Origin of the sequence: Methylotenera sp. (genome assembly GCF_013141425.1) — a bacterium.
Taxonomy (GTDB): Bacteria; Pseudomonadota; Gammaproteobacteria; order Burkholderiales; family Methylophilaceae; genus Methylotenera.
Map to the genome: position 1 here is coordinate 1 of NZ_JABFRA010000032.1, position 4,121 is coordinate 4,121.

5 protein-coding genes are annotated in these 4,121 nt (G+C 44.3%); all 5 read right to left on the minus strand.

What is annotated here, in order from left to right; genetic code table 11:
- Positions 1-1,391 (minus strand): MCP four helix bundle domain-containing protein (locus tag HOO90_RS02810; RefSeq protein WP_292839257.1); only part of this gene is annotated, 1,391 nt, incomplete at its 3' end.
- Positions 1,392-1,639: 248 nt separating this feature from the next.
- Positions 1,640-2,206 (minus strand): hypothetical protein, encoded by a 567-nt coding sequence (locus HOO90_RS02815; protein WP_292839258.1) that lies wholly within the window; start codon positions 2,204-2,206, stop codon positions 1,640-1,642.
- 37 nt (positions 2,207-2,243) lie between these two features.
- On the minus strand, positions 2,244-2,756 hold the full coding sequence (locus tag HOO90_RS02820; protein WP_292839259.1) for a hypothetical protein: 513 nt from the start codon (positions 2,754-2,756) through the stop codon (positions 2,244-2,246).
- Entirely contained in the window at positions 2,753-3,937 is a 1,185-nt protein-coding gene (locus HOO90_RS02825; protein WP_292839261.1) for a hypothetical protein, read from the minus strand. Before HOO90_RS02825 ends, HOO90_RS02820 begins: the two co-directional genes overlap by 4 nt.
- Positions 3,938-4,048: 111 nt before the next feature.
- The coding region (locus tag HOO90_RS02830) for an ATP-binding protein (protein WP_292838585.1) at positions 4,049-4,121 on the minus strand (73 nt) is incomplete at its 5' end.

A 4,121-nucleotide genomic window follows, 5' to 3' on the forward strand; every position in this document is an offset into this window, starting at 1 on the left:
TGGGCATGCAAGGCCATATCAATATTGCCTTGTTCATGTTCGGCCGTGACCCATTTTACCGAATCAACAATGCCTTTAAACTTGCCATTGAGGCGGTCTAAATTCTTATTGATTTCGGCTTTTTTGCCTGGATATTGCGGAATCTGCACATTAAAATCACCATCGCCAAGCGCACGCACCAATTGAATCATCTGCTCTTTTTCTTGTACATGGCCGCCCACCATCGCGTTTACGCCATGCACCATTTGGGCGTAAGCGCCCTTGTATTTGGCTTCATCAATTGACACATCAATATCACCCGCATCGTGCTCTTTGGCCATGTGCTGCATGTCGGCAATAAAGGTTTTAATATTACTGCGCAATAGCTCTACGCCGTCGTTTATAAATACTCTCTCCCCTGCAAAACGTTCAAGCGGCGCATCAAAATTGCCATTGGAAAACTCAGCAATACAGGCGGTGACTTTACGCATCACATCGGCCTGATTCGCCGCCATTTCATTGACGTTTTCTGCCATGGTTTTATAGCTGCCGTGAAATTGATTGGTGCTGATGATGGCTTTTAGGTTGCCCTGCTTGTTTTCGCGCGACATTGCACTTTGCTCATCAATCACCGCTTTAAGTGTTTTCTGCATGGTCTGCATGGCTGCCATCAAACTTTTTGAATCGCCACGTGCTAAGTTGATGGGATAGCTCAAATCACCTTCAGCAATGGTGTTGGCAATATTTGCCACTTCATCAGGTTCGCCGCCCAATTGTTTGCGCAAATTTCGAGTAATCGTAAAACCTATAATTGCTATTGCGAATAAAATTAACGCGCCACTGATTAAAGATTCGTTTTTAGCCGACTGTTTCACCTCAGCGGCGTGTTGCGCCATACTTTTACCAAGCGTTACTTTATAGTCCATGTGTGCGGCAATATCGGCATTGGCTTTTTCAGCCGTTGCGCGAATATCAATGTAAAGCTGATGCGCCAAGTCTTTTTTGTTGGCACGAGAAGCCGCCAGAATTGGCTCTAAGCGCACATAATATTCTTTTAGGCCAGCTTTGTCGGCCTCTAACATCTGCGCTTCTTTATCATCGACTAAATAAGATTCATAACCTTTGAACAGCGCACTTAACTCGTCTTGAAGTTTTCTGATAGCCACTTCCACTTCGGCCATTTTGGCAGCATCGGTAATTATGGTGTGGTTAGCAGTGCGTATACGCAAGGTATTAAATTTATACCGCACCTGATCCAATTCAATAATGCTAGGGGCTATATTGGTGTTGGCATAATTGGTTTCGGTATACACTTCTTCCATTTGGTGCTGGCTCAATAACATCAGGCCAATCAGACCAACCATCGCAATGAGGGTCAACAGTAACATTTTTTTTGCAACGGTCATTTTCATTTCTCTCTCACCTTAAAATTTAATACAGCAAATTTTCAATACACGCAAAATTCTTCACTCTCATGCAATAGTTTGCTACAGACTACCTTGTTCTAGTTCAAAGAATACCCGCATAAAAACAGCTTAATTCTTGAGTTAATTCCACAAAATTTGCATGGATGTCTAAATGTCATGCTGAATTTATTTCAGCATCTAAAACTTCAACTAGATTGCTTACCAAGCCCGCAATGACGATTCTGAACTTAAACCTAACTTGACCTTCTTTCATTCTTTTTCCACTGATTGACGATAATTTCAATCTGTTTAATCTCACTCTCGACCGCATGTGCATCACCCAAAGTTTGGCTAACCCGCAATTTTTCAAGCAATGACTTCACTGTCGTCACATCACTACTAATCACATTTACGGCTTTTTCTAAGGTATTGGCTAATTCACCAAACTGATCACCAGGTCGAATTTTTGTCGCCGTTTCTAAGCGACGTTGCGATAAAGACTCCAAAACCGCATTGAATCGGTACACTGGCCCCGCAATTTTATGGCTGATCAGTATCACAAATACAGTTGTCAGCACGATGGATAGAGTGACACTAAAAATTGCCAATATCGAAACAATGGGCAGCAACATTTGACTTAGTGATTGATAACTGGCGTGCGCTGATGACAAACCTGCATGCACTTCGCTGTCCATAAACAAATACAGCCCAGTGGCAAACAAGCCCGTCAGCAGGATTTGTAAGGCGATAAAGGCCGCTGCCATGCGCAGCTGAAAGCGATTATCAATGAGAATAATTCGGCGTTTTTTTGTTGGTTTCATGATGTTTCCTTAGTAATATTTTTGCAGTCTGGTTTAATTAGTGGCATGTTAAGCAAAGCTGACCTTGGTCATTTTTCATTGAAAGAAAATAGGTTCTGTAACGATTTTCTTTGTGTACAATACGGTCAAACATGCTGGCCGATTTCCAGCGCAATTTGTCATAGCGTGGCTGAGCAAGATTATGGCAAGTGGAACAGGCAATCTGTTTTTTTGACGTCAAAGGTAAATGAGAGGCCACGTCACGCACTAACTCTGTACCGACTGTGTGGTGCCGTTCCATTTCGGCTTTTTTATGGCAACTCGTGCAATATGCGCTACAGGGCCGATGCTGGTTTGTGGTGAAGCGTTTTTCTGCGTCAGCATGACAGCTTGCACAAGCAGCGCTGGCAGGCTTTGCACCATCCCGCTGTAAGCACCCAGTGGTGCGGGCATCTTCTAGGTCTTCAGCATCCAGCGAATAACTTGCCATTGGCAACATAATCAGAAGCAAAACGAATGCAATCCACCACTGTGTGGTAATCACTCGGCTGTCATTCGTTTGTCGGGTCATAGCGTTAGCACCAGTTGGGTAAATAGTAGATTTTCATGCCTGTAACCTGGCATTTCACGTGTACTTGGCGTTGCCCTTAAGTAATGCTGTATTTCAAATTTCCACAACAACAGGTCAGCGTTGCCTAAGTTCGTGCTAAAACCTGCCGCAATACGCGCATCATGGCCATCGCCAGCGTTTGTGCCAATTTCTGGGTCGCTAATTTCGCTGGGGCGCAAAGCGGCTTTTTCGTATCTGACAAACACTGTAGTTGGCCAAGCGACTGATTCTGGCAAGGCAAATTCTTGCGTAAAGTGCCAGCCAGTTTGGCGTGTGGCGCCATCTGATAGCAATGGGTTTTTAGACCGAACGATATACTCAAAACGAGCTGTCCATGCGCTTAGATGCGCCTCCGAGTCTATTGCAAACGCCGATTCGTTTTTGTTCCAGGCTTTATCAGCGTCATAAAGATAAGAAAGGCCAATCTCAAATGTTTTTGGGTCTTTGGCGTTTTTAAGTGAGAATGGGTCGCTAAATGGCGTGACGCCTAAGCGGCCTCCCAACAACTGCCCACGATTGAAGCCGCGTAATAAAAAGGTATTAAAGTTAAACGTGCCGTTGTTGCCTAGTGCACGAATACCAATGTCGTTATAGCCGCCTTCCATCACCAGTTCCGTGGTTAACGGGCGCGATATGGATACGCTATCTTTGCTGGCGTAAAACTGCCAATCGTTACCAAATGGCACGTCAAAACGCCCTGCTTGAAGATGAAATCCTTTTTCTGCCCATAAGCGGCCACGCGGCGCGATGAGCCCGCCAAAGGTGTGATAATCTAAAAAAGCAACGGGGATTGTGGTTTTATTTTTGTCGGTTACAATCGCCATTGCACCTTGCAGTTCAGCGCCAGAATCAATGGCAGCATCCACTTCAAAAACACCCCATTCAAACATTTGTTTGCCTGAATCGCTATAATTACTGTGCGCATCACCAAAAGCTGACAATTGCAGGCCATATAATTTATTCGCAAGTTTATCTTTACCTTTATCTAACAAGTCGCGCAAAGATGGCGTTGGGGTCTGCGCTATAGCAGATTGAGGCGAACAATTCGCCGCATCCTGCTCTGTACAGGCAGATTCCGCAGCCTGAGCATGCATCATGCAACTGCAAATGAGCGATAAACTAAATGTTAAACCCGCTTTCATAATTTAATTTCCATGTCACCTTTACTGTCATGCTGAATCCATTTCAGCATCTACTTTCTGTCAATGCTTGTTTAGAAGTGCACCACAGTTTGCGTGCAAAAGTGCACCAGTTTAAGACCTATTTTTAAAGCGATAAGAATCATTACCTGTTTCAACAATATCGCAGTGATGAACCAGTCTATCG

Coding starts and splice junctions, on each gene's coding strand:
- HOO90_RS02820 (WP_292839259.1), bottom strand. CDS start 2,756: ATGACCCGACAAACGAATGACAGCCGAGTGATTACCACACAGTGGTGG.
- HOO90_RS02815 (WP_292839258.1), bottom strand. CDS start 2,206: ATGAAACCAACAAAAAAACGCCGAATTATTCTCATTGATAATCGCTTT.
- HOO90_RS02825 (WP_292839261.1), bottom strand. CDS start 3,937: ATGAAAGCGGGTTTAACATTTAGTTTATCGCTCATTTGCAGTTGCATG.